Here is a 21752-nt window from a genome sequence, read left to right on the forward strand (position 1 = left end):
TCCTTTATTAAAAATTTAATTAATCTTTTTTTAGAATAAAATCTTTACCTTTTTGAACCTCATATTGTGAAAGACCAAAAAAATTTGTTTGACGCAAAATTTCATATAAAACAATTGCGACAGAATTTGCTAAGTTTAAACTTCGACAATGTTGATTCATTGGAATTCTTAAACAATTTTCAATATTATTTTGCAAAATTTTTTTAGGAATTCCGGTACTTTCAGTGCCAAACATGATTCAAATTTCTTGATTATTATCTAAAATTTCTTTGTAATTCAATTCCGCATAGTTATTTAATCCATAACGCGTAATATAAAAAATTTTTTTGTTTGGATATTTTTTTAAAAATGCCTCATAATTTGCATGAATTTCATGTTGAATTTCACTCAAAAAATGCCCAGCTGCCTTTCTTTTTAATCAATGGGGGTGTAAATCAAAAGCAATTGGTTTGATAATATGCAACTTTGCATTTCCGGCAAAAGATGTTCTTATAATATTTGCTGTATTTGGACTTATTTCAGGTTGGTAGAGCACAATGTTAATCATAATAAGAATTTTACTATATAAAAAATAAAATAAATGTTTTATAAAATTAAAAAAATCCAAGTAGAAAATAAAAAAATCTACTTGAATTTTTTAATGATTTAAATACTAAAAAATTACTTAAAAATCAATTATTTTCTAATATTTAATGCTTTAATGGTTGATTGATATAAAGTATAATCTTCATTTTTTAAGTGATTTAATAAAGCTTTACGGTGGTTAACTTTAGCCATAAATCCTCGCATTGAATGAAGATCTTTTTTATTAAGTGCAAAGTGTTTTTTTAGTGATTCAATATCTTCAGTAAGAATGGCAATTTGCACAGGAAGATATCCTGTATCCTTATCATTTCTTCCAAATTGTTTCACTAATTCACTTTTTCTTTGTTTTGAAACCATTTTTTTCCTTTCATAACCTAGCAATAATCGTAATCATCACCAAGGAATAAATTTTAATCGTCATTAAGTATATCACTTTTCAGACAATATCCTTATTTTTAGATGGATATTTTCTTAATTAAGATTTATATATCAAACATTAATCTAACCTTATTCTAATAGTTAAATATTTATTTCAATCACTATAATATGGTACCGAATATTTTTGACATAATTCTTGAACTTTTTTATCCCAATATAAAAAACTTTTATCAGCATCTTTAAAGAAAGAATAAAGTGGGACAATCATTCCATTGTTTGGATATGTTGTTTGTGCCATAACTATTATATAATGTAGAAATAGGTGTTGATCAAATGTTATTAATATTGCATCTGCAGTTTTATAATGTTCAGATGTTGCGGGGTGTTCTTTGAATATTGCACCACTAATTCTTATTTCATCAATATGATGTCTACAATAATTTCACTGCCCAACTTCATTTTTAGAATTACGATTACGATGTTCTTTTATATTTAAAATATTATAAGGTTTTATAATTGCTCCTTCAGCAACCATTTTATCAATAACTTGATAATAAACTTTTACTCAAGGGTTATTTTTTTGTTCATTTTCAAATTCTTCTGGAGATAAGAAATTATTTATTTGTTTATCCACTCCCGAAATAATTGCAGAAAGTGGTGATTTTGGTGTTTTATTTGTTAAAAAAACAGCATTATTTTTGTTATTATCATTATTTTTATTATTTAATTCAAATGAAACAATTTTTTTTATTACTTTTTTTTGGTTATTATTTTTTAATTTATTTAAAATTACTCCAATCAAAATTATGAGAGTTGCTAACAAAATTGTAAAATTTATAAAAAATATTTTCATTTTTTCTCCTTAAATTAAAAATTGTTAATTTGTTTGTTGTAAAACAAATTATAAAAAAATCTAATTAAAAAAACACGCAAATCGCGTGTTTGTTTTTTTGATCAAATACTGAAATGGTGCGAACAAATGGACTTGAACCATCGACCTCACGATTATCAGTCGTGTGCTCTAACCAACTGAGCTATGCTCGCATTAAACTCATATGGAATAAAAACCCATATAAGTATATCATAAAATCACTAACGTTTTGAAAATTGTCTTGCTCTTCTTGCTTTTCTCAAACCAAATTTCTTACGTTCTTTGACACGGGCATCTCTTGTTAGAAATCCTGCCTCTTTTAATTTGTTGTGGTATTCATTATTTGATGCTTCTAGTAGTGCTCTTGCAATTCCTAAGCGAATTGCTCCTGCTTGTCCTGTTAATCCCCCACCATTCACATTCACAAAAATATCAAATTGATTAGTTGTTTCAGTTACAGTAAATGGACTTGTTGCATCTTTTAATAAAATCCCTGAATTTAAGTATTGTTTTGCTTCCTTACCATTAATTACAAAGTTACCTTTTCCTGGAATCAAGTAAACTCTAGCAACAGATGATTTACGACGGCCTAAACCATAATATCTAATTTTTTCTGCCATTATTTAACCTCTAAGACTGTTGGTTGTTGTCCAACTTGTTTATGATTTGCATCTGCATATACATATAAGTTTTTAAATTGTTTACGGCCTAGTTTTGTATGAGGTAACATCCCTCTAACTGCTTTTTCAACCAAAAGTTCAGGTTTTTTAGCTCTTAGGTTTGCAGCTGTAATTTGTTTTAATCCACCAGGATATCCGGTGTGGTGGTAATAAATTTTCTTTTCATCTTTTTTAGCTGTTAAAAGAACATCTTTTGCATTAATAACAACTACATTGTCGCCCATGTCAACATTTGGTGTAAATGTTGGTTTATTTTTTCCGCGAAGGACTGAAGCTACAAGAGTTGAAAGTCTACCTAGTGGTACGTTGGCTGCATCGACGATGTATCATTTTTTGTCAACTAATTCTTTTTTAATAATTGTTGTTTGACGCATACTTTCTCTTTCTTATTTTATTTTTTATCTAAAATTAAATTGCAATTTAAATTTATGCTTACCAATTATAATATACAAATTAAGATTTTTAAATAATTTTTGCCAACATGTAAATAAGTGCTGTCTCAGTTCGCAAAATTGTTTTTGTTAATCCCACGACATTGACTTGATGATTTAGTGCCAAATTGATTTCATCTTGACTAAATCCTCCTTCAGGACCAACAATTAAAAGTGTATCTTTGTTTGTTTGACAAAGAGTATTTTCTTTTTTCTTTTCATAAGCAATAAACTTATTTTTAAAATCTAATTTAATTACTTCTTCAAAACTTAAGGGAGCTTCTAAACTAGGAATTTGGTTACGAAATGCTTGTTGGGAAGCTTCAAAAATAATTTTTTTAAATCTTTGGTATTTTTTAATTAACTCCAAATTTGATTTATCAGTATATTGCGAAATAAACGGAATAATTTTTGTCACACCTAACTCTGAACATTTTTGCAGCGCAATTTCAAAATGACTTTGTTTGATGAAAGGAATGGCAACAACTAATTGGTATCCAAGTTCATTATTAATTGCTAACTTTTTTTTAATAATTGCCTTATTTGGATACAAATAATTACACAAATAAAATTCATTTTGATAATTAATTAAAAAATCTTCATTTTTAATTCTAATTACTTTTAGATGTTTTTGAAGTTCTGGATCTAATAAAAAATAATTATCAATCTTTTTTTGACTAAAAAATTTGTACATAATAAAAATTATATCTAAAATAAAAAGAAGGAAAGACCAAGTCTTCCTTTCTTTCTGATTTAGATTGTAAGGAAATTTGTTTCACTAAAATTTCGATACATCATCTTAATTTCTAAAATTTCTATGCACTAAATCATTATCCTCATCATTAAAATCATTTTGGTTTGAATATGATTTTTTTGACTCTGAAAACAAACCTGGGAATGTCAAAAATTCTTGTGTTGTTTCTTCATCATGATAAGAATCTTTATGATTTTCATTTTCAAGCAAATGAAAATCATTTTCATCTTGGTTTTTTTTGTTCCCTGTTGCAATCACAGAAACATAAGTTTCACCAAGTTTTTCATGGGCATCATTGTTTGAAGTGCCAACGCCAAAAATAACATCAATATTTTGGCCAGCAATCTTTTTTAATTCATTGATTGCAAGTTGAAAATCATTAATTGAATTATTTGTTGATGATGAAAAATAAACAATTGCTTTGGAAATTTCAATATTACTTTCTAAAATTGGACTACTAATTGCATTAATCATTGCTCTTTGAGCGGCATTTTCACCACTTGCATTACCAATTCCAACAATGGTTTCACCCGCATCCTTAATTAATGTTTCTAAATCAGCTAAATCAAGATTGATTAGTCCAGGAACAGCAATAATATCAACAACTGTTCGAATAAATTGCTTTACGATGTTGTTAGCAATACTAAAAGCATCTTTAAAATTAATGTCGCCATATTCTTTTCCTAATTTATCATTGGAAATAATAATATATGAATCAACATATTTTTTTAGCTCTTCAATGCCTTCTTTTGCAACTTTATTTCTTTTAATTCCTTCAAATTCAAATGGCGTTGTGACGATGGCAATCACTAATGAATTTTGTTCTTTTGCAGCTTTTGCAATCACAGGCGCAGCTCCCGTTCCAGTTCCGCCACCCATCCCTGCAGTAATCACAACTAAATTTGCATTTTTGATTTTTTCTTTGATTTCTTGAATTGAGTGCTCTGCTGCTTTTTTACCAACCTCAGGATTTGCACCAGCACCAATTCCTCTTTTATCGCCCAATTGTAAGGTTACTGATTTATCAAATCTGTCTAAAATTTGTTTATCAGTGTTTGCAACAATAAATTCTAACCCATCAATTTTTGTATCTAAAATACCTTGAATACTATTATTACCCCCACCTCCAACTCCAATTACTTTTATTTTTGCAACTGAGTTAAAATTTTCAGTGTCCAACATTTAAATCTCCTTTTTTTTAATAATTTTTAAGTCATAATTTAGAATTTAATTCTTTATTTATAATCTCATGACAAATTACAGAAATTTTGTTGTAATTTGAGATTAATAATAGTATTTTTTTAGGTTTATAGTTTTTGAATTTATTGTTATAAATTTGTTATCAAAGTGGCATTTTTATTCTTAATTTGAGACTAATTTTTTTATTCAAAGCAAAATTATTAGTCACAATTCTTTATTAAAGTAATATAATATTAACGTTTTTTATGATTGTAAGACATTTCACGTTTCGAAATTTTAAACAAAATTTTGAAACCTTTTTTTTATTTATTTAGAAAAAAATAAACAAAAAGTAATTTAAATTAAATACAAATTTTGAACCAAGATTTTCACTTTTATTAATTTCATTAATTCAAATTTTTCTTTGATTTATTTTAAATTTAGATATTATATTTCATTAACAAATCATAAGAATAATTAACCTAATTTTGTGATCACTCTTAATTTTGCACTACGTGATCTTTTGTTATTTCGAATTTCAAATTCTGAAGGCAAAAACTTTTTTTGTTTTCAGTTTTTATTGATTTGAATTGGTAGTTTGTTTAATTTAGGATCAATATAACTAAGTTTTTGAAAGAATTTTTTTACTTTGATATCTTCCTTACTATGGAAAGTAATAATTGCTAATTTTCCATTTACATTTAATAAATTAGGAATTTGGGATAATAAATCATCTAAAGCATTCAATTCATCATTAACAGCAATTCTTATTGCTTGAAAAATTGCTTTCGAAGGGTTTTTTTCCCGAATGACTTTGGCTGGAAGGCTTTTTTTAATAATCTCATTTAATTCAAATGAAGTTTGAATCGGACGGTTTTTTATGATTGATTTCGCAATCGCTTTCGCAAATTTTACATCACCATAATCATAAAGAATTTGTTCAATTTGAGCTTCATCTCAGAAATTGATGATTTGATAAGCATCCAATTTTGCATCCAAATCCATACGCATATCCAATTTTGTGTTTTGTGAATATGAAAACCCACGGCTAATTTCATCTAATTGTGGGCTTGATACACCCAAATCAGCTAAAATTCCATCAACTTTTTCAATGTTAAGTTTTTTTAGTTCATTTGTTAGATACCTAAAATCACTTTTTATTAAGATATAAGAGTCACTGATTTTTTTTAATTTTGGTTCTGATTCTTTAATTGCTTGAATGTCTTTATCAAAGCAAATTAGTAATCCTGAACCATTTTCATGAATTTTTTTAAGTATTTCAAGACTATGACCTGCGCGCCCAAGGGTTAAATCTAAATAAATTCCTTGTTTTTTTATTTCCAATGCATCAATTACTTCATGCAATAAAACAGGAATATGTTTTTTTATAATTTAATACCTTCTTCAAAAAGTTTTTGTGCTAGATCATCAATACTTTCTTCATTCTCAAAATAATTTTCTTTTGCATCATAAATTTCCTTAGAAAAGATTTCACAAACATTTCCTAAACCGATGATGACAATGTTTTTTTTGATAGCGGCTTTTTCAGTTAAATGTTTTGGAAGAATAATTCGATTTGATTTATCCGGACTAACTAATTCAGTATTGGCATAAATAAACCGACTTAATTCTCTTAAATTTTTGTTAAGTAAGTTATTTTCATCAAGTCTTGATTTCATTTTTTCAAATTCTTTTTTATCTCTAAGAATTATTTGTTTGTCAAACCCGATTGTCAAAAAAAATTCATTACCTAATTCAGATAAGATTTTTGGCGGAATGACAATTCTATTTTTGTCATCAAGACTTCTTTCATATTTACCAAACATTTACACTTTCTCCCACTATCACCCAAATTGTATCATACTTAAAATTATAATTTTAAAAAATATTATAAATTTTGTTAAAATGATTTGTATGCTGGTTTAGCTCAGTTGGTAGAGCAACTAATTCGTAATTAGTAGCGCAGGGGTTCAAATCCTCTAACCAGCACCATAATTTGCTGATGATAATGGGCTATGTTGGAAAAAAATATCGCCAAAATTAATTTTTTATTTTTTTTATGAATTAAAAATTTTTTTGGTTATAATAATTAAGCATTTCAAATGAGTGCCGACTTAGCTCAGCGGTAGAGCAGCTGGCTGTTAACCAGTTGGTCGTTGGTTCAATCCCAATAGTCGGCGCCATTATGGCCCTATGGTGAAGTGGTTAACACATATGGTTTTCATCCATACATGCGTGGGTTCGAGTCCCGCTAGGGTCACCAAATTTGGAGAATTAGCTCAGTTGGGAGAGCATCGCCCTTACAAGGCGAGGGTCGTGGGTTCGAGCCCCTCATTCTCCACCATTTGTTAAATACATCTAAAAATGCTCAAGGGCATTTTTTTATTATTTTCTTTATATATAATATATATATAAATTAAATTTAAATTTAGAGTTTAAAATTAAACAAATAAAAAAAATAAAAAGTTACTTTATTTCAAATTACAAAGTAACTTTTATCCAATTTAATGATATGGTGCACGAGGAGGGACTTGAACCCTCACGCCAAAAGCATTAGTGCCTAAAACTAACGTGTCTGCCAATTTCACCACTCGCGCATATCTGGTGCCGTTTATAGGACTTGAACCTACGACCTACTGATTACAAGTCAGTTGCTCTGCCAACTGAGCTAAAACGGCTTGTTTTTTTAATGCTTCATAATTATATATAAATTTTTTTAATTTTTATAAAAAGTTGCATTATTTAGAAAATAAAAAAATGATTTAATGTTATATAAAATAAACATTTTAATTAAATAATCTACATATTTTGTTAAAACATTAAATTTTAATAAAAAAGACCTATATAAAGGTCTTATGCTTAATTATAAATTCAAGTGCAACACAATAAAGATATAAAATATAGTTGTGGACACTTGAATTTTTATTTTTAAAAATAAGAAAAAAAGTCCCGCTTGAGATAAAGGAACTTTCAATATGAATTATAACAAAAATAATAAATATAAACACATAAATGAAGTTGAAAGATCTTATATAAAATTTGAGCTTAATCGTAATAAATCAATACGTTCAATTGCAAAAAAATTAGATAGAAGTCCTTCAACAATTATGCGAGAAATAAAAAGAAACACAAGTTTAGGAACTTATGACCCCATGGTAGCAAACATTAAAGCTAAAAAACGTCATAGACATAAATATTATTTTAGATTTTTGTTGCCGAATAAATTTGATAAATTTACAGAATTATTCAAAAATAAATATGACAAAAAATACTATGGTGTGAAAGCTACATTACATGAGATAAAAAAGGATCCAAATATAAATTGTCCTTCATTAAGAACGGTATACAACTGAATAAATAAAAATCTTTGAGTTATCAAAAGAAAAGATAGATTAAGAAAATGATATAAAAAGGGTGGAAAAAGAACTACATCAGTTATAAAAAGATTGGTTAATTCAGCAGATTACGTTTTTCCAATATGAACAAGACCAAAAAAAATTGATTTAAGAAAAGAATTTGGACACTGAGAAGCTGATCTTGTATTGGGTAGAAAATCAAATGGATATTACAATGTTTTAACACTTACAGAAAGAAAAACAAGAATCGGATTCGCAATAAAAGTTCGTTCAAAATCTGGATTTGTAATAAATTCAAGTCTTAAAAATCTAATTCAAGATAACAATTTATTTGTCAAAAGCATAACCATAGATAATGGTATTGAATTTGAAAAAATTGGTTTATTAGCTAAGTGGTTAGACATAAAAATATATCGTGCAGAACCATATGCATCATTCCAACGAGGTAGTAATGAACATTGAAATGGGATTTTAAGAAGAGAATTTAAAAAGGGGTTTGATTTTAATGAAATAACCCAAGAAGAATTAGAAAAAATAGTTTTCAAAATTAACAATATGCCAAGAGAAATATTAAACTGATTAACACCTTTGGAGTTGTTTAAAAAAGAAAATAGTAATGATTTTATATTATAAAAATTTACTTATTTAAAATTGATAAAATCAAACTAAAAAAAATAATAACTGACTAATGTCAGTTTTTTGAGTATTTCAAATTTTAGTTTTAATAATAAAACTCTTTAAATTGAATTTAGATTCAAAAAAATAATAAATATTTTTTCATTTTAAACAAAAAAATAAGTTATAGAAACATTTAATTTATAATAAAAAAAGCAAATGCAACAGTGTTGCACTTGAACTTTTCATTTAGGAAAAGACCTATATAAAGGTCTTATTTTATTTTATTAAATTTATCTAATTATTTTAAATTAATACACAATTATTTTTTTAGACATTAATTATTTATTAATATTAAATTTATATTCATTTCCTAATTCATCCATATTAATTATTTCAAATTTTTCTAATAGAGAAGTTGTTGACAACTCAGGAATATTGTTTTTAACTTTTCCTTGTTTTTCATCTTTAATTTTTGAATCTTTTAATAAATATTTAATTGCATATTTAGTATCACCTATTTTTCTTTTAGAAATTCCAGAAATATAAAAATAATTTTCTTCATTATTTTTATCAAGATTTTTTCTTTTTAAAATCATTCCCTTTTTTAAGACAAACAAAGGTTTTAAATTGGCATTAATTTTAAGATCTTCCTTCATTTTTTTTACCAATCCATCTTTTTTATAAATATCTTCATTTAATCAATCCTTTTCTTTCTTATTATCAAATTGAATTGATAAAAAATTGATTGGTATTGATCTAAAATCATTTTCTTCTATTTGATAAACTAAAGACAATAATGATAAATTGCTATCTTTAAAAGCTAATTTACTACTATTTTCATATTTCTTAATATATTTATAATCCAATGGAATTTTAGCTTTTTCCAGTATTCTAAGTGTCTTAATATATCTTAAATTTTTATTGTCATCTAACAAAACAATAACTTTTTTCGTTGCAATTGCATTGTCAACTATTTCTTTATCTAATATCTCTTTTTCAACAAGATCATTCATATATTTAACAAAGAAGTTACCATTAGACTTTTCTTTTTTAGACTCTTCTTGATTAGGTTTTTCTTTGTTAGACTTTTCTTGACAATAATAAATATTAAATATTTCTTTAAGTTTTTTGAATTCATTAGGATTATTTTCAGCCATTAGCACTAAAAAACTATCTTTTCTTTTTTCTAAATCATCATCAAAATATTTCTTTAAATCAGAATTTTTAGATTTCATAAGTTTTATTTTTTTGATTGCATTTCCATTTTTAGCATCAATTTTTATTAGACTATATAAATTATCTGAAAAGATTTTGCCATTTGTTAATATTTTTATTTTTCTTGAATATTTTATTTTTGAATTAATTTCGTTTATTTTATTGACTAATTTATCTCTAATTAAATTTTTCAATAATTCAACTTTTAAGTTTTTTACATTTTTTTTATTTTCACCTGTATATTTATGGACCGCAGGATTATCGTCTTTTATTTCCCAATTATTATCAGATAGTGTAAGTAATCTTGAAATATTTTGATCATTATTGGCAATTAAAGCTAATATTGATGCATCAATTGCATGATGATCATTTAGTGACCTATTTTTTCTTAATACATATTCTCAATTTTTTCCACTAAATTGCGATCTAAAATAATTCGTCACATGTCCATTTATACCTATTATTAGAGTTTTATCAGAAAAGTGATCGCGAAGTAAATCTACAAATAATTTTGTGGCATATCTTGTGTCATTTAAATTCCGATTTATAAACTCGATTTGATCATAATTATTGAAATCTTCCAAAGTTAATAATTTATATTTCTTTGTTGCATCTTCTTTTGATAATTCAAAAGCACTTTTATTTTTTGATTTTTTAAATGCTTGTTTTACAAATAATTTCTCACATTTTTCTAAATATGTCTTTAATTCGTTTGGTTTGTACTGTGATATAAACTCATAAGCTGTCTTATTACCTTTACTTGCATTATTTGCTTTTAATGTTAAGACCTTATTTAAAATTGAATTATCATAAGACATTGAATAAGGAATAATATGATCAATCTCATATTTTGATATATTATTCAAAAGATCAGGTAATTTAATTTTTTCTGGTGAATATAAATCATGCCCATCTTGCTGAATGAAAAGTTTTAATTTTTCAATTAACGCATTTGATTTTCTTGCTATCTCTTTGAATTCTTCTAATTTTATTCCATCTTTATCTAACTCTAACTTCTCATAAATTTGCTTTATGCCTTTTTCTTGGTTTGATTTGATAAGATTTTGTTTTGTTTTTGGATCATTTTTTGTTTTGGGTATTTCAACAACAATTTTTTCAATTTTGTATTCATTAGAATACAATTTTATTATCCGATTCAAAACTTTAATTGATTGCTCAAATGTTTGTTTTGCGGTTGGAGAAATGATTTCGTCCTTAAAAATGAATGGATCTAAATATTTAGTTTTTTTACCCAATTCTTTTTTTGATTTTAATTCTTCAATTTCTTTTTGAATATCTTTATCTTTTCATTTAAGTTCTTCTGAATTTAAATTTTTTTCAAACATTTTTGGTAAATAAAGATTTATTGCTTTACGTGAAAGATTTCCATTTTTACTAAAATCAAATTTCTTCTTATTTAAATTATCCAAGATTTTGCTTATAAATTCGCCTTCAGAATCTTGTTTTAATTCCAATCGCTTGATTATTTCTAAATCAGAAAATTCTTTATATATTGCATCGTTTAGTTTTGGATTTTCAATGATTGCACATATGTCATCAAAAATATTTAGAAATTCAAACAAATTATCAATATTAATCCAGTTAGTCTCATTAGGTTTAAACTCTGAAATTATTCTAATTAATAATTTCATTGTATTTAAGGTTGTGATTTTATTATGTAATCCTAATTTTTTTAGAACACTTCTTCCATCTATTATACTTTTTGAATCTGACTCCAAGTTATTATCTTTTTTAAATATTTTTTCTAATTCTTCAAATTCAATGTCTGCATTTCTTTTGTTTTTGATTGTCTTTTCAAGAAATGAAGATAACAATTTCTTTTTAACATCTAAATCTAATTTTCAATCTCTATTTATTTCTGAACGAATATTTGCTAAATCATTTAAAAGATTAAAAAGTTCATATGATGGGTATGCAACTGAAATTGTATTTTCATTAGTATACAAACTACATTTTTTAAGTGTCTTATCCCAAATATTACCAATTGGATTTCCATTCTCATCGAATTTAGAAATCCCATATGGACTAATGCTATGTTTGCTTCCTGGTCCTCATTGAAATTCTCTTACATATGAAAATAGTTGGTAATGTCAAGAATTAAGTGTAGTTATATAAACCAAACTTATTACATTATAAATTATAACATAAAAATAAAGAATGATTTAAAAAATATTTAATTTCTTTTAAGGTAAAAACAAGGATAAAAAATCCTTGTAAAAAAGTTATTTATTTTTTAAAATATATAGTTTTCAATATACAAACCAGATGTTTCTTTTGTAATTAATAACAAAATTGAATTGATACTATAAATACTTCAATATCTCTTAATCTTTTTCTTCACAAGATGACTGACAAAGGATTCTGCTACATTGCCAAAGTACAAATTATCATTAATAGGAACATCTATTAAACCATTTAAATTATTCTTTATATATTTATAAAAGTTAAAAAGATGAGTTCATCTTGATAAATTAAAATACTCTTTTAAATTATCTAGTGAAGATTTTAATAATTTAATTAAATCTTGATATTTTTGATATCTTAACAATTTATTAATAATTCTATCAAGTGCAATTCCTGTTTCATTAAAATACTTTTTTAACATAAGTTTCAATTCTTTTGAGTTGTTAAAAATAACTTTAAGTTTTTGAAATATATGGAATCTACAAAGGATATATTTTGCTTTTAATTTGTTTGCAAGAGTTTTAATTCAAGATGCACCATCTCCGGTTACAACTAATTTAATGTTTTCACCATAACAATAAGAAATTATCTTTTTGATTTTTTCAGATAAAACTGAAACTGGATAAGTTATTTTGTTGGATGTATCATCAAGAATTAAAAAGTGATTTTTGTTAATTAATTTTTTATATTGATTTAACATAAAAAAATTGATGATTTTGAATTTGATTTTGTGAACAACATTCTTTTTAATATAAAACTTATGATAGGTATCATCAACTGAGATATAAACAACATTGGTTGAATTACTATTTAACTTTTTTTTAAAAGAAATTAAATTATTTTTTTCTATTTTGAAATGTCTAATGATGCTTCAAACAGAACCTAAGGAAATGTTATGTTTTTTAGCATTTTGACGATAACTATATCCATTTAAAAAATCTTGAATAACTGATTGATAAACTGAAGAATCAATATTTTTATATTTATTTTTTAGAAGTGGATGTTTGTCAAAGATATAAGTTTTAGTAGGTTTGTTTTTTTCTAGATTATTTTGTTTCTCAATTCTAGTATTATTAATGCGTTTATTATTTAAAAAAATAAAATACTTCTAATATACCGTTTTAAAATACTTTTTTAGCAAATAGCATTTTAAAAATAATATCTTCACAATTAATTTTAATACTTTCAAAATAAAAAAATTCAAAAAGTACTTTAAAAAATTAATGTACTTTTTATTTATTTTAACTATATTTAGTACTAATATGTATATAAATTATATAACAAATTTATATACATATTAGTTACTTATAATTTAGATTTATAATAATCTAAATTATAAGTATATATATAAATAAAGTAAGTTCGACAATGACTTACTTTATTTATAGAATATTAATATTATTCAAGAAATTTAACTTCTTCTTGAATTATTAAATTTCAAAAAATATATTTATTTCCTTTTCTAATAACTAAAATAGGAATTGAATTTCTAGAATTTGAAAAATGCATTAAAATTTGCTTTTCTTCTTGGTTTAAATTTTCAAATTTATTTTTAAGTTGTAAAAAATACCTAATATTATTCTTTTTAACAATCAAATCGACTTTAAAAATTGAATCTAATTTTAGATTACTAAATTTAACAGTAAAATTATTTAATTCTAATAAATTTTTAAGTTGTAATTCTCTTTTAAAATTCACAAAACTTCAATAAAATAGAACTTCATAATAATTTTTAATAAACTTTAAACTTATATTTTCTTTCTTCATTCATTTCTTTAAATTTATTAAAAAAGATGCTTGGAATTTATCCTTCCAAGCATTAAAATTTTTAGGGTTATGCTTATGCAACAACGCCTTTAAATTCATTTTTAGATCCGTTCAAGTTGGCATTTTTAGTTTGTTCTTCATTTTCTAAATTTAACCTTTCTTTTAAACGCAAAATTTCTTGATTTTGCAACATTATAATCTCTTTTAGTTTATTTACTTCAAGACTGTTGATAGAGTCCATATTTCCAAGTTCTAATAGTTGTTTTTGGTATGTGCTTGAAGTCTTGATATAATGGTTTGTAATTGTGCTAATTTCAACATGTCCTGTTGCGACTTGAATCTTATCTGCACTTAATCCACACATGTGCATGTTTGTGATTAATTGTGCTCTAAGCACGTGTGCTGTTAGTGGTTTTGTTCAATCAGGATATAAATTTTTCAAAAAAATTGAAAATTTTTTAAACAGATTTTGAACTGTATTATAGCCATATTGAATTCCAAATTTTATAAAATCACTTCTTAATTCGACTGGCACAATTATAGTTCTATATCTACCATGTTTTTTTGCTTTAATTTGTACCTCATAGTTTGTTTTATCTATGTTATCTCAATCAACAGCAAAAAATTCGCCTAGTCTACAGCCGTTATATTTTAATAAATTAAAAATTAGTTTAAATTCTGGATTATTTCATTTTTCTAATGCATTTTCAATTTTTGATAATTCTAAGCTATTAAAGATTTGCTTGGGTTTGGTATCATTTTCAAAGCTTATTAACTTAGAAGTATCATAAAATTTGTTTTCTATTTTTGACATAGTATTAATGAATTTGCGAATGTATGCAAGCTCTGTATTTTTGCTAGATCCAGACAAATTTAATAAATTATAAATCTTGTTAATTTTATCTATGTTTATCTCGCCAATAATTAATATTCTGTTTAATGCAGTTTTTGCAGAGTTTCTAGTAATTCGGTTTTTATAATTTGTATTCAAAAAAATATTTATTTTTTCTTCGAAGTTTTTCATTAAAAAAATCCTTTCTGCCCAACAAACTAAAAAGTTAGGCAAAAAGGATTAATTTTCATATAAAAAGAATAATATATATGTTATAATACTTTTGCCTAGCAAGTCTCGTTTGCTAGGTACTTTTTTATTTTTATTTTGAATTAATATTATTTAACAGGAAATTAAATTTTAAAAAGGAAGTCTCGTTTCCTGTCAAAATTAAGTTTATCATATTTTTTAAATAAAATTTATAATTTATGTTATGAAGAAATATTTACCATACACTTTAACTGGATTATTTCCCTTTTCGATATTTACTATTTCATGCCAAGAAGAAAAATATGATAAAACTAAGCATTCAGAGCTTGAGAACTTCGAAAATTTTGTTAAGGCAATTCCTGAAAAATGGAATCTATTTGATACTGAAAGTTCATTTGAAATTGATAAAAAAAGATTATTTCATAGTGCTAGATGAGATTTGAGACATAATTGGAATAAATTTAATTATTTTAAATATCATTTTGCTTCAAAAAATAGAGATAGAGATTATACAAATTTTAATAGTAGCATCTTACTAGAACCGTTTTCATACCTTCCAACAAGTCCTGAATGAATGAAAAAACTTGCTGAAAAATACCTACCTGAAAAGTATATAAAAAATCAAGATAAATACTCAGTTGGATTTATTGTTATGAATGAGCTCCAACAAGACGAGACGTTAAGCTTATTTCAGATGTTTTTGGAAAATAAATATGAATGAAAATATACTGAATTTTTTAAAAATACAGATTACGTAAAAAATTCTGATAGTTACAATGAATGAATTAAATTTATCCCCCAAAAAGTCTCGACTTGAAAAAAACTAGAAGCTACTAATCAAGGCAAAAAACCCTATCCATTTTACATTAAGAATTTACTAATTAATATTCGATTGGGTTATCGAGATCAAGATGGAAAAATTAGGTCTAAAAAAGATTATTTAAAATTTGTAGATGTATTCACAGTCTTTTAAAATAAGTAAAAGAGCGTTCTACACGCTCTTTTCTATTTCAGAAGTATTTCAAGCTAATGGTTTAGTTTCTTTATCTACAATTGAATCATCTTTTTCAGGAGCTTCTGATTTTTTTGAAAAATTAAAGTTTTTAATACTTTCTTCAAATTTCTTTACATTTTCCATGAAAGAGACCTGTTTATCAAGTTCTTGTTCTAAAGTTCCAACTTTCATTTTTAATTTTCTATTTTCAAATGTTACAATTTCAATTCTATGCAGCAATTCTGCTTTATCATTTTTAACTTTTAAAAGTTCATTTGATAATTCGTCAGAAGTCTTTAAGTAATCATTCAATTTGTCTTCTAATTCTTTGTTATATTCAACACTTGAATTGTTCTTATACATTTCAATTTTTTTAATTAATAGTGTGTTTTCATCAAGTGCTTTCTTTAAATCAACTTTCATATCAAAAGCTCAGTGATCCATCTTTTCCTTATATAGTTTAAAATCCAAATGAATTTGATTGTTTTCTTTTTCTAATTCTTCCAATCTTGTTCTAAAATATTTTATTTTTTTGCTGTGATTCAAACTTGTAAAAATTACTGTTAAAAATAAACCTACAAAACTCGAAATTATAGGGACAATTACTGGTAATAATTGTATTAGTGTATTCGTATTAGTCATCTAAATCCTCCATTTCTTCTTTCATTTTTAAATAAAATTTCAAAAGTATTTTTCTACATTTCTCTAAATACGCTATATCTTTATCTTTAGTTGTTCAATTTTTAATTCGTCTAATAATCTCTCAATTAGGTTCCTTTGTAGACAATAAACTAGACAAGTAACAATAGTGATAATAGTCCTTTTTATTTTTAAAATTATAAGCAAATGTCTCAATTCGCAATAAGTCTAATTGGATTTGGTTTAGAATTAATTTTTCTTTTTTTTCTTTAATTTTGTTTTTAAAAGCAATAAAATCAAAAGAAAAATCCATATATAAAATATGCTCTGGACGTACAAATAAATTTTGTAATAAACTTATCCCTTTAAAAAAATCCGAACCATATACTTCCAATTCAGGGGTTGTAAAGAATATGTCAATTTTTGAATTTAAATTTTCATCAAAAACTTGATAGTTTTTTTCTAAATTTTTTGTAATTAAGCAAATATCGTAATCCGAATTTAAATTCTCTATTCCAAACATCCTGCTGCCTTTTATAATAATTGCAAGCGGATTATGTTTTTCAATTAAATTATTTTTCAGTTTCTCTAGTTTGTTTGTCAATTCCAAATTCATAATAAGTCCACTCATATCAAGGTTCTCCCCCGTTAGATTCTGAACGAGGATAAACCAGTGTTTTTCTAATTAAAAATTTATAAGTATTTTCATTTTTTATAAATTCAAAATGCTTGTATTTAGAGGAGTAATAATCTTCAGTTAGATCCGATTTTAGAATACTTTTTTGATGGTCATATAAATATATAGCTAACATTGCAGCAACAAGATTATTATTATTTTTTAATTGGTTTTTTTCATCAATAAAATTTTCAATTTTTTTTAATGCGTTATCCAACCGCTCTTCAACCCGATTTAAGATTGCTTCGTTATTTCTTACTCGATCAATCGAATTAGCAATAGATTTAAACTCTGAATCTAAATTAGATAATGTTCTATTAGTATTGACCTTGTACGCATTTAAATTTTGATCTTGAGAATTATTTTTGTGGCCTAAATCGTCAATTTGTGAAGATAAAATATTTTTTAACTTATTTATTTCTTGATTAATTTGATCTGGAATTTTATTTTTAATAATTCCAATTTGCTTCGCGTTATCTTGTGCTTTTTGGTTAAATTTATCAAATGATAAAGCTAAATTTAAAATATTATCTTTATTCATTTCAATATTTTGCTTTAAATTATTTTTAACTAACGAATCAAGCTTTTGAATTTCTTGATTTGTTAAGACAATATGATTTTTATTATTTTTATTAATTGCTTTTTCAGAATTTAATTCTTTTTCTAATTTTAAAAAATTAGATTTTAAATCTGAATTTGAATCTTTTATTGTTTTTAATTCATTTAAAAGAATATCTTTAAGTTGTTGTTGTAAATCTTTATATTTTTGAATCACTTCAGCATCAGATAACTCATTTTGTTTAAAAGCATTTAGCAAAAAATCTAATTGGTTTTTAAATAAACCCAAATTAATATCTATCTTTTTTTCAGACTCAAATTGCCGACTCTCAAGATTCTGTTTAAATTCTTCTTGATTCTGCAGAATTTTATTCTGGAACAAAATTTGCTTATCGTAAATTAAAGACTCAATATTTTTTTGTTTGTTTTCAATAATATCTTTTAAATCCAATAATTTATCCACAATAGGAATTTCAAGTTTATTTCAACCCGAATTTAAAATTAAAATTGCTGCAGTTGGACACAAATAATTTTCAATTGTATTAAATTCTCTCTGAACTCCGATTTTTTGAAAATTGTTTAGACTGATTTTTTCTTGAAAATAAAACTCAGGAAAACTATTAGACAACAATCTAAATTTAATTTCTTCATAAATTGCTTCTTTTAAATTTTGATATCTGCTTTTCCCCACCTGAGCAATGAAATCTTCTAAGTTTTTTGAAGACGAAATATAATAGCTTATTCTTTGTCCCAGCAGTAAATTAATTTGATTTAAAATTGTTCCTGCTAGATTTATAAAGCATTCTTCTTCCTTGTTGCTTAGTTTTTCATAAAAAATTAACAGTTTTTTTGGCACAAAAAACTTATTCATTAAATTTAAAGAACTGTTATAATCTTCTAAACTTATTCCAAGAAACGACACACTTGTCTTATCCACATAACCTCCTTTACAATTTTTTTATACTCTTGACCAAAGTAACTGGTTTACTAATACTCTTAATCTTATTTTGTTTATTCAAGAAAAAATTATTGTATTTTTCTTCAGTTTGAAACCCCCTACGATCCAAAAAACTAACCTTGTTATCATTTCATTCAACTACAACCTTGTTGCCAAGAAATCGGTTCCTTGCTGAACTCAAGACTTTAAAATTATCTTTTAAATTTTCAACAACTTCTTTTGAATTTTTATCAAATTCTTTAATTGAACTCAAAAAATGTTCTGAGTATTTTGTGTTTTCAAGTTTTTTAATTGCAAGCTCTGATTTCTTGTTAATTGCCTTACCAACTTCCCAACCTCATGCAAGGTTATCAAGATAAAATTTACCTTTTGATTTTGCATCCAAAAAATTTTGAAATTCTTCAATTGGACGATTAAAAAACAATAAACTTTTTTTATAATTTGTTGCTTGCTTATTAAAAAATACAAAATAAGATAGTGTTTGATTTGTTTCTTCATAAATTCAAGTATCAGAAGCTATTTTTAACCCATCAATTCACTTTGAAGCACCTTGAAAATCAATTCAAGTTTTGTCTGCAGAACTCATTATTTTTTTGAGATCTTCACGTGACTTCATTTTTTTAAGATTCTTAAAAACAGATTTTCTAATAATACTTTTTGAAAATTTTTTTATTGCTGCAACACCATAGTTATTCAGTCTATTAAGTAAAAATTCCTTTTTATCTTTTGCTGCAATAAAACCTGAAGTAAAAGCAGTTGCCTTGATTGAAAACTTAAAAATATTTCTAATTATTTTTATAGTTCTAATGCCTGCTTCTTTTCCAAATTTTTTCATCAAAACTTTTTTCAAACCATATGTTGATTTATTTACTACGTAATTTACTGCTGATGCAGGGTTTGAGATAAATCTAGCTATTGTTTGTGCTTTTTGAATAACTTTTTTAAAACCTAAAACTTTGTTAACTTTTTTTATTTTTCTAAGATGCTTTAACCCTAATCTTGATCCAAAAATTAAACCCCTAAATAAAGCATTTTGCCCTATTTCTTGTCATTCAATTTCATACCCAAAAATAGTAGGCAAAACTAGGTCATTTATGACCCCTAGAAAAATTCTCACAAAGTCTCCAATAAACTTATTTCCGCTCAAAACCGTAATTAATCCTGAAACAGCATCAATTACTAGTTCTGCTAAGAAGTTTAAAATTCTAAACAATCAATTTCTTTGACCTTTAGGTTTCTTTAAAAGTTCAGGTAATGCTTCTCTGATATTTAAATTTGAACCATAAAATAGCATAATTATTATGCTATTTCTACTTTCTTATTAATAATTGCAGTTGGAATCATGTCTAATACGACTCCACTTATAAATGACGTTTCTAAATATGCTCCAAGGTCGTTAGATAAATTATCAATTTTCCCTGCATTTGCTGCAATTATACGTCTTGCATTCGCCATAGAATTTGTTGTAGTGATTATTACAGATGTTTCTTTTAAAAAAGGACATGCATAAGTTGTATAGCCACCTAATGTCCCGAGTGCATAAGACCCTAAGTTAACTGATGTTGTAGTGTGATCGCCTTTCATAGCATAAATGCTTATTTTTGTTAATACATCAGGACGAGCAAAAATTACAATCTTGTTTGCATCGATTAAATCAATTCCTGCCTTTTTATCAACCAGTTGAGTAATTGCATCTGCTGCTTGGACAATTTGTGCATACAATTGTTCTCCTGTTGCTGTTGCAGTGTCTATTTCAATTGGTCTGAAAGTCTTGTTACTTTTTGCTGCTGCTTCTAATTTTGAAAATCCAAGACGCTCAAAGTCTTTTGAATCTTGTTCAACGAAGGCAACTAGTTTTTCGGCAACTGTTGCTGGAAAGTTATTGATTGCATACGCTGGTAACCCCTCTCTAAAAACATATGGTTCATCTCAATCGATTGTTATTGGTTTAGAAATTGAGTATTTATCAAATGGACCAGTTCCCAAACTACTTTTTATTTTTTTAGTCCCTCCTAGTAAATTACTAAATTTAACACTCTTTGCATCAGATGCAACAATATTAATATCCTTCGATGCCTCCATTATTAAACTCTTTGAAACAAAGTGCTTTAATAACATTGTGTTTTGTAATTCACTTAATTTAATGTTCTCAAAATTAATTTGCCCTCCGGGTTGTGGATTCCAACTCTGTGCAATTTCGGTTTCTAAAATCTTTTTGATTGACATTATTTTCTCCTATTTTTTTACAGCGCCATTAACTGCAATTGCATTAATGGCACTTTCATTATTTTCTTTTTCTTTTTCATTTATAAACTCAGAAAAACTAGGTTTAGAAAATGCTAGTCCTTCTGCGTTTGCGTAGTCAATTAGACTTTTTCTTAGATTCGAAAAATCTAAACTCGAATAATCAAATATCTCTTTTTCAAAACTTCTTTTAATGCCTAAGTTTTCTCATTCTTTCTTAACGAAATTAGAAATAATAGTTTTGTAATTTAAGTTATTTTCCAAACTCTTATTTAACTTTTCTATTTCTATTTTTTGCTTTTCAATTAGCTCTTTATTAGAATTAACTTTATCAGAATACGAATTAATCAAATCTTCTTTATTAGCTAGTTTTGAATTAATGTACTCAGCATGTTCTTCTTTAGTTTCAAATATAGAATAAACCCCTAATTTTCTTGCTAATTCTTTCGAGCTTGTATCATCTTTAATATCTAATTTATTTTTTAATTCATCCACACCAATTTCCAATAATGCTGATAAATTTTCAATAATTTTTTTCATAGTTAATTTCCTTTAATTTTTGAAAAAATTCCGTCTTTTCTTTTTAAATTCGCAGCGGTTCG

The 21752-nt window shown here is 25.3% G+C and carries 21 protein-coding genes and 7 tRNA genes; 6 read left to right on the forward strand and 22 right to left on the reverse strand.

Annotated elements, in window-relative coordinates:
- Positions 1-19: 19 nt before the first annotated feature.
- The 10 genes from D2845_RS06265 to D2845_RS01615 form a co-directional block, all read right to left on the reverse strand.
- Entirely contained in the window at positions 20-547 is a 528-nt protein-coding gene (locus tag D2845_RS06265; protein ID WP_110858462.1) for a tRNA (cytidine(34)-2'-O)-methyltransferase, read from the reverse strand.
- Between the two features lie 128 nt (positions 548-675).
- Positions 676-942, reverse strand: coding sequence for a 30S ribosomal protein S15 (gene rpsO, locus D2845_RS01575; RefSeq protein WP_002880766.1), 267 nt, complete (start codon positions 940-942; stop codon positions 676-678).
- A 139-nt stretch (positions 943-1081) separates the two neighbouring features.
- Positions 1082-1816, reverse strand: coding sequence for a hypothetical protein (locus tag D2845_RS06270; RefSeq protein WP_110858463.1), 735 nt, complete (start codon positions 1814-1816; stop codon positions 1082-1084).
- Positions 1817-1930: 114 nt separating this feature from the next.
- A tRNA-Ile gene (locus D2845_RS01585) sits at positions 1931-2007 on the reverse strand.
- Between the two features lie 48 nt (positions 2008-2055).
- On the reverse strand, positions 2056-2454 hold the full coding sequence (rpsI, locus tag D2845_RS01590; RefSeq protein ID WP_002880762.1) for a 30S ribosomal protein S9: 399 nt from the start codon (positions 2452-2454) through the stop codon (positions 2056-2058).
- Positions 2454-2888, reverse strand: coding sequence for a 50S ribosomal protein L13 (rplM, locus tag D2845_RS01595; RefSeq protein ID WP_002880760.1), 435 nt, complete (start codon positions 2886-2888; stop codon positions 2454-2456). Before rplM ends, rpsI begins: the two co-directional genes overlap by 1 nt.
- Before the next feature lie 88 nt (positions 2889-2976).
- Positions 2977-3639 (reverse strand): 16S rRNA (uracil(1498)-N(3))-methyltransferase, encoded by a 663-nt coding sequence (locus D2845_RS01600; RefSeq protein ID WP_110858464.1) that lies wholly within the window; start codon positions 3637-3639, stop codon positions 2977-2979.
- Positions 3640-3744: 105 nt separating this feature from the next.
- Positions 3745-4881 (reverse strand): cell division protein FtsZ, encoded by a 1137-nt coding sequence (ftsZ, locus tag D2845_RS01605; protein WP_002880755.1) that lies wholly within the window; start codon positions 4879-4881, stop codon positions 3745-3747.
- A gap of 474 nt (positions 4882-5355) precedes the next feature.
- Positions 5356-6270, reverse strand: coding sequence for a 16S rRNA (cytosine(1402)-N(4))-methyltransferase RsmH (rsmH, locus tag D2845_RS01610; RefSeq protein WP_110858465.1), 915 nt, complete (start codon positions 6268-6270; stop codon positions 5356-5358).
- Positions 6264-6704, reverse strand: a complete 441-nt coding sequence (locus tag D2845_RS01615) for a division/cell wall cluster transcriptional repressor MraZ (protein ID WP_110858466.1) — start codon at positions 6702-6704, stop codon at positions 6264-6266. The genes rsmH and D2845_RS01615 overlap by 7 nt, the downstream gene beginning before the upstream one ends.
- A gap of 90 nt (positions 6705-6794) precedes the next feature.
- On the opposite strand from D2845_RS01615, the gene D2845_RS01620 reads away from it, so the two are divergent.
- The 4 genes from D2845_RS01620 to D2845_RS01635 all read left to right on the forward strand — a co-directional run bounded on the left by D2845_RS01620 (position 6795) and on the right by D2845_RS01635 (position 7222).
- A tRNA-Thr gene (locus tag D2845_RS01620) sits at positions 6795-6870 on the forward strand.
- A gap of 116 nt (positions 6871-6986) precedes the next feature.
- Positions 6987-7061: transfer RNA gene (locus D2845_RS01625), tRNA-Asn, on the forward strand.
- 4 nt (positions 7062-7065) lie between these two features.
- A tRNA-Glu gene (locus D2845_RS01630) sits at positions 7066-7141 on the forward strand.
- Positions 7142-7146: 5 nt separating this feature from the next.
- A tRNA-Val gene (locus D2845_RS01635) sits at positions 7147-7222 on the forward strand.
- A gap of 169 nt (positions 7223-7391) precedes the next feature.
- On the opposite strand, the gene D2845_RS01640 is transcribed toward D2845_RS01635, so the two are convergent.
- Positions 7392-7475 (reverse strand) — tRNA-Leu (locus D2845_RS01640).
- A gap of 5 nt (positions 7476-7480) precedes the next feature.
- Positions 7481-7556 (reverse strand) — tRNA-Thr (locus D2845_RS01645).
- Positions 7557-7853: 297 nt separating this feature from the next.
- Between D2845_RS01645 and D2845_RS01650 the strand changes: the two genes are divergently transcribed.
- Positions 7854-8867, forward strand: a complete 1014-nt coding sequence (locus D2845_RS01650; protein ID WP_117275966.1) for an IS30 family transposase — start codon at positions 7854-7856, stop codon at positions 8865-8867.
- Between the two features lie 323 nt (positions 8868-9190).
- On the opposite strand, the gene cas9 is transcribed toward D2845_RS01650, so the two are convergent.
- From cas9 to D2845_RS06280, 4 genes are all read right to left on the reverse strand, one after another.
- Positions 9191-12208: a type II CRISPR RNA-guided endonuclease Cas9 gene (gene cas9, locus D2845_RS01655; RefSeq protein WP_110858495.1), complete on the reverse strand. Its 3018-nt coding sequence runs from the start codon at positions 12206-12208 to the stop codon at positions 9191-9193.
- Positions 12209-12321: 113 nt separating this feature from the next.
- A complete protein-coding gene (locus D2845_RS06990) occupies positions 12322-13371 on the reverse strand; it encodes an Mbov_0401 family ICE element transposase-like protein (protein ID WP_420811657.1) in 1050 nt (349 codons plus the stop codon).
- A 299-nt stretch (positions 13372-13670) separates the two neighbouring features.
- Positions 13671-14039: an excisionase gene (locus D2845_RS01665; RefSeq protein WP_145960849.1), complete on the reverse strand. Its 369-nt coding sequence runs from the start codon at positions 14037-14039 to the stop codon at positions 13671-13673.
- A gap of 73 nt (positions 14040-14112) precedes the next feature.
- Complete coding sequence (locus D2845_RS06280; protein WP_110858428.1) at positions 14113-15063, reverse strand: tyrosine-type recombinase/integrase; 951 nt, start codon at positions 15061-15063, stop codon at positions 14113-14115.
- A 241-nt stretch (positions 15064-15304) separates the two neighbouring features.
- On the opposite strand from D2845_RS06280, the gene D2845_RS06285 reads away from it, so the two are divergent.
- Positions 15305-16054 carry a hypothetical protein gene (locus D2845_RS06285; protein WP_110858429.1) on the forward strand — a complete coding sequence of 250 codons (750 nt, stop codon included), beginning with the start codon at positions 15305-15307 and terminating at the stop codon, positions 16052-16054.
- 18 nt (positions 16055-16072) lie between these two features.
- Here D2845_RS06285 and D2845_RS06290 read toward each other — a convergent pair whose 3' ends face one another.
- From D2845_RS06290 to D2845_RS06305, 6 genes are read right to left on the reverse strand one after another with little or no spacing between them, the layout of a single operon-like run.
- Positions 16073-16717, reverse strand: coding sequence for a hypothetical protein (locus D2845_RS06290; RefSeq protein ID WP_110858430.1), 645 nt, complete (start codon positions 16715-16717; stop codon positions 16073-16075).
- Positions 16710-17345: a hypothetical protein gene (locus D2845_RS01685; RefSeq protein ID WP_145960850.1), complete on the reverse strand. Its 636-nt coding sequence runs from the start codon at positions 17343-17345 to the stop codon at positions 16710-16712. The genes D2845_RS06290 and D2845_RS01685 overlap by 8 nt, the downstream gene beginning before the upstream one ends.
- A complete protein-coding gene (locus D2845_RS01690) occupies positions 17287-18885 on the reverse strand; it encodes a coiled-coil domain-containing protein (RefSeq protein WP_110858432.1) in 1599 nt (532 codons plus the stop codon). Before D2845_RS01690 ends, D2845_RS01685 begins: the two co-directional genes overlap by 59 nt.
- Positions 18886-18895: 10 nt before the next feature.
- Positions 18896-20200, reverse strand: coding sequence for a hypothetical protein (locus D2845_RS06295; protein ID WP_110858433.1), 1305 nt, complete (start codon positions 20198-20200; stop codon positions 18896-18898).
- 5 nt (positions 20201-20205) lie between these two features.
- Complete coding sequence (locus D2845_RS06300) at positions 20206-21132, reverse strand: hypothetical protein (RefSeq protein WP_110858434.1); 927 nt, start codon at positions 21130-21132, stop codon at positions 20206-20208.
- Positions 21133-21141: 9 nt separating this feature from the next.
- Positions 21142-21690: a hypothetical protein gene (locus tag D2845_RS06305; RefSeq protein ID WP_110858435.1), complete on the reverse strand. Its 549-nt coding sequence runs from the start codon at positions 21688-21690 to the stop codon at positions 21142-21144.
- Positions 21691-21752: the final 62 nt, after the last annotated feature.

The sequence above is a fragment of the Metamycoplasma alkalescens genome (assembly GCF_900476125.1).
In the GTDB taxonomy this organism is placed as follows: Bacteria; Bacillota_I; Bacilli_A; order Mycoplasmatales; family Metamycoplasmataceae; genus Metamycoplasma; species Metamycoplasma alkalescens.